We start from the raw sequence: 3,477 nt of genomic DNA on the forward strand, positions 1-3,477 counted from the left end.
TGGGCAAGGCTTCGCCGTTGCCCACCCTACGAACTGGCGAATCTCTAAAATTTATCCAATAAAAACAAACGGTTATTGATGTTTGATGAGGGCCCGCTTGCCGGCGATCAACGGCAATGGCGGTCGGGATCGTCAGCTCGGCGCGGCATCTTCAGCGGCCATGGGAGTCAGAGATAGACCCGACGCCCAAAGGAGCTGCGATGCCCTTCCGATCACCTCGCCGCGTCACGCCCGCATGAGGCCCGACGTTGTCATCATCGGCGCCGGTATCGCCGGCTTGTCCTCTGCGGTTTGGCTCGCCGAGGCAGGCCTGAAGGTCAGTGTCTTCGAGGCGTCCGACGTGCCCGGCGGGCGCGCACGGAGCTGGTTCGACCCGGTGATGGCTGACAGCGTCGATATCGGCCCGCACATCCTGATCAACAAATACGCCAACATGTGCGCCCTGCTCGAGCGGCTGGGCACGGCGGATCAGGTGCTGTGGCAAACCGAAGAGCTGCTGGTCGTGTTCGATCGCGGTCGCTCGATGCGCTTCAAGGTCGGCGGGCTGCCGGCACCGCTGCATTACCTGCGCAACCTGCCGCGCATCCTGCCGAGCGTGCCCTTGCGCCATTTGCTCAGCAACACGCGGCTGGCCTGGAACACGCTACGCAGCAGCGCGCCGGAGTTGATGCGGCTGGACGACCGCAGCGGCCGCGAGCATCTGGAACGGTGCGGGGTCAGCGACTTCTTCATCGACTGGTTCTGGGCCTCGGCGGCCATCGCCATGCTTGCGGTCCCGGTCGAGCGCTGCTCGGCGGCGTCGCTGATGCGCCTTCTGGGTCAGGCGCTCGGCCACAACGATATCGCCTTCGGCATGCCGAAGGTCGGGCTCAGCGACCTCTATGCCTGGCCGGCGATCGACTTCATTCGTCGCCATGGCGGTGACGTGCAGTTCGGTTGCGCGGTGGACGGACTCTTGCGCGGCCAAGGGCGAATCACCGGCGTGCGCTTGAACGATGGTGCCGAGGTGGAGGCGCCGGCGGTGGTGCTGGCCGTGCAACCGACCGCAATCGCCGCGCTGCTGCCCGAAACGCACGCGCTGGCGCAGACGGCCCGACGCTTCCAGCCGAGCCCTTACATCAGTTGCTACCTGTGGTTCGACCGGCCGATCACCACCACTCGCTTCTGGGCCCGGCCATGGTGCCCGGAGCGCTTCAACACCGATTTCTACAACCTCAGCAACATTCGCCCAGCCACCCGGAGCGCTGCGCTGATCGCCAGCAACATCATCTGGAGCCAGCGGGTCGAGTATCTGTCCGACGCGGCGATCATCGAAGCCACGCGTCGGGAAATCGCCGAATTCGCCCCCCAAGCGCAGCGCGCAGTGCTGCTTTCGGCCTCGGTACACCGCATTCCGATGGCCATTGCAGCGGCGTTTCCCGGCACCGAGACGGCGCGGCCGCGCACAGCCGTGGAACCGGGTCTGTGGCTGGCCGGCGACTGGGTGGATAGCGGCCTGCCGTATTGCATGGAGAGCGCTACCCGATCCGGCGCGCTGGCGGCCGAAGCGGTGCTCGCCGCATGCGGGGTGCATCGGGCGCTGGCGCTGCCGCCGCCGAAGCCAGGCGGCCTGGGCCGCTGGTTGAGGTCCGGCGGACCCGGCGAGGATTTCTGATCGTTCAGATGCCGAACGAGGCCTGCAGATCGCGCACGTACAGGCTGAACAGCGGCGTTCGGCCATGCAGGAAGGCCAGCGGGCCGCTGGGAGCGAAGTCCCACTGGGCGCGCCCGGTGACCAGCCGTCCGCGGCCCTGGCAGCGGGTGCGCAACAGACCGCAATCGTTCTGCTGGATCACGAAACCGCTGGCGCTCGGCTGCCCGGGCAGGCTCAGGTTCGGCTCGAAGCGGACCGCGGCCAGCGCCTGGTCGTCGGCGCTCAGCTGAGCGGCGAAATCGCGCTCGCCAATGCGCGGCTCGAGGGTGAAGACGCCCGGCTGCTTGGGGATCGACCACAATCGGCGACCGCCGGCGGCCGAGCGTTCGTCGTCGACCCAGACGTGCGTCACCGTGCCGGCGGGCGCCAGCATGCCGTGGCGCCGCACCGCCGCGACCACCGCCAGCTCGTTATAGGCCAGCGTGCCGCCGGGCAGATAGGCCGCCCAGATGCTGAGCACCAGGGCGCTGTCGCCCAGCGTGGCGTAGGCGAGCCCCTTCGGTGCCGGCGGCAGCTCGCGCATCGGCACCCGCCAGGCCGACACACAGGCGCTGCCGGTCAGGTGCCAGGGGGCTTCGGGGTAGGCGGTTTCGTCGAATCTGTCCATGTACCACAGACGCCGCGCAGCTCGGCGGGTTCCGGAGCCGACGCATCAGTCGTCTGCCCGGCGCGTACGCGACCGGGCAACAGCTGTCGCCAAATCCCCTTCCTGAACTTTCACCGACCCGAGCGGTCTGTCAGCTGACGCACCCTACGGGACGGCACCCGGGGCCATGTGCCCCAGCGCGAAGCGCCATGCACGCAGCCACCAACCGAACCGGCTGCTTCAGCGCTGCGCCGGTCGTCGCGTTTCCGGCAGAGCCCCGCCAGACAGTGCCCAAGCCCTCACCGCCCCGCTCGTCAGGGCCTTGTCATTTCCTTATTTACGTGCCCCTTCATGTCCATATCTCTTCATTTTTCCGCTTTGCTTTCCCGCTTCCAGTTCTCCATCGCGCGCCAGATCATCGGCGCGGGCCTGCTTGGCGCGCTGCTCGGCACGGCCGGCACGCTCAATGCGCAGGAATCGAGCGACCGCTGGGTCAGCGACAGCCTCGACACCTTCGTGCGCAGCGGCCCTACGGACGGCTATCGCATCGTCGGTACCCTGACCTCCGGGCAGAGGGTCGAGCTGATCGGCACCCAGGGCGATTACAGCCAGGTGCGCTCCGAGTCCGGCAATACCGTCTGGATCCCCAGCAAGGAATTGCAGGAAATGCCCGGCCAGGCCGAGCGCCTGCCGCAGCTGGAACAGCGGGTCGCCGAACTCACCGACCAGCTGGAGACCATCGACGAAAGCTGGCAGACGCGCGTGCAGGGCATGCAGGAGACGCTGGATTCGCGCAAGGCGCTGATCGATGAACTGGACGCACGTCGTGTCGCCCTCGAAACCGAGCTGACCGAGAGCCAGTCGGAGCTGCGCGCCGCCCAGGCGCGCCTGGGTGAGGAGAACAAGCAGGTTCTCATGCAGTACATGATCTACGGCGGCAGCATCGCCGGCGCGGGCCTGCTGCTGGGCCTGATCCTGCCGTTGCTGACCCGTGGCCGCAAGCGCAACGACCGCTGGTTCTGAGGCGCTCGGCCACCTCCTCGCGGACTTGGAAAGTACCGTAGGAGCGAGCCATGCTCGCGAACCAGGCCCTGCAGGCCATCGCACTCGGGGCAGTATGCGCACACGGAACCCGTACCTGGCCTGTGGTGGGCTGAAGCCCACCCTACCGGGACCAAAAACATCGCCCGGACCAGGC

Annotated in this window: 3 protein-coding genes; 2 read left to right on the top strand and 1 reads right to left on the bottom strand. The window is 67.4% G+C overall.

Features of this window, described 5'->3' with window-relative positions; genetic code table 11:
* The first annotated feature begins 235 nt into the window (after window positions 1-235).
* Window positions 236-1,654: a hydroxysqualene dehydroxylase gene (locus IN820_RS20105; RefSeq protein ID WP_193682665.1), complete on the top strand. Its 1,419-nt coding sequence runs from the start codon at window positions 236-238 to the stop codon at window positions 1,652-1,654.
* A 4-nt stretch (window positions 1,655-1,658) separates the two neighbouring features.
* Here the strand turns inward: IN820_RS20105 and IN820_RS20110 are convergent, their stop codons facing one another.
* Window positions 1,659-2,300, bottom strand: coding sequence for an acetoacetate decarboxylase family protein (locus tag IN820_RS20110; RefSeq protein ID WP_193682666.1), 642 nt, complete (start codon window positions 2,298-2,300; stop codon window positions 1,659-1,661).
* 330 nt (window positions 2,301-2,630) lie between these two features.
* On the opposite strand from IN820_RS20110, the gene IN820_RS20115 reads away from it, so the two are divergent.
* Window positions 2,631-3,302: a TIGR04211 family SH3 domain-containing protein gene (locus IN820_RS20115; RefSeq protein WP_193682667.1), complete on the top strand. Its 672-nt coding sequence runs from the start codon at window positions 2,631-2,633 to the stop codon at window positions 3,300-3,302.
* The last annotated feature ends 175 nt before the right edge of the window (window positions 3,303-3,477 follow it).

Source organism: Pseudomonas lopnurensis (assembly GCF_015070855.1).
GTDB lineage: Bacteria > Pseudomonadota > Gammaproteobacteria > Pseudomonadales > Pseudomonadaceae > Stutzerimonas > Stutzerimonas lopnurensis.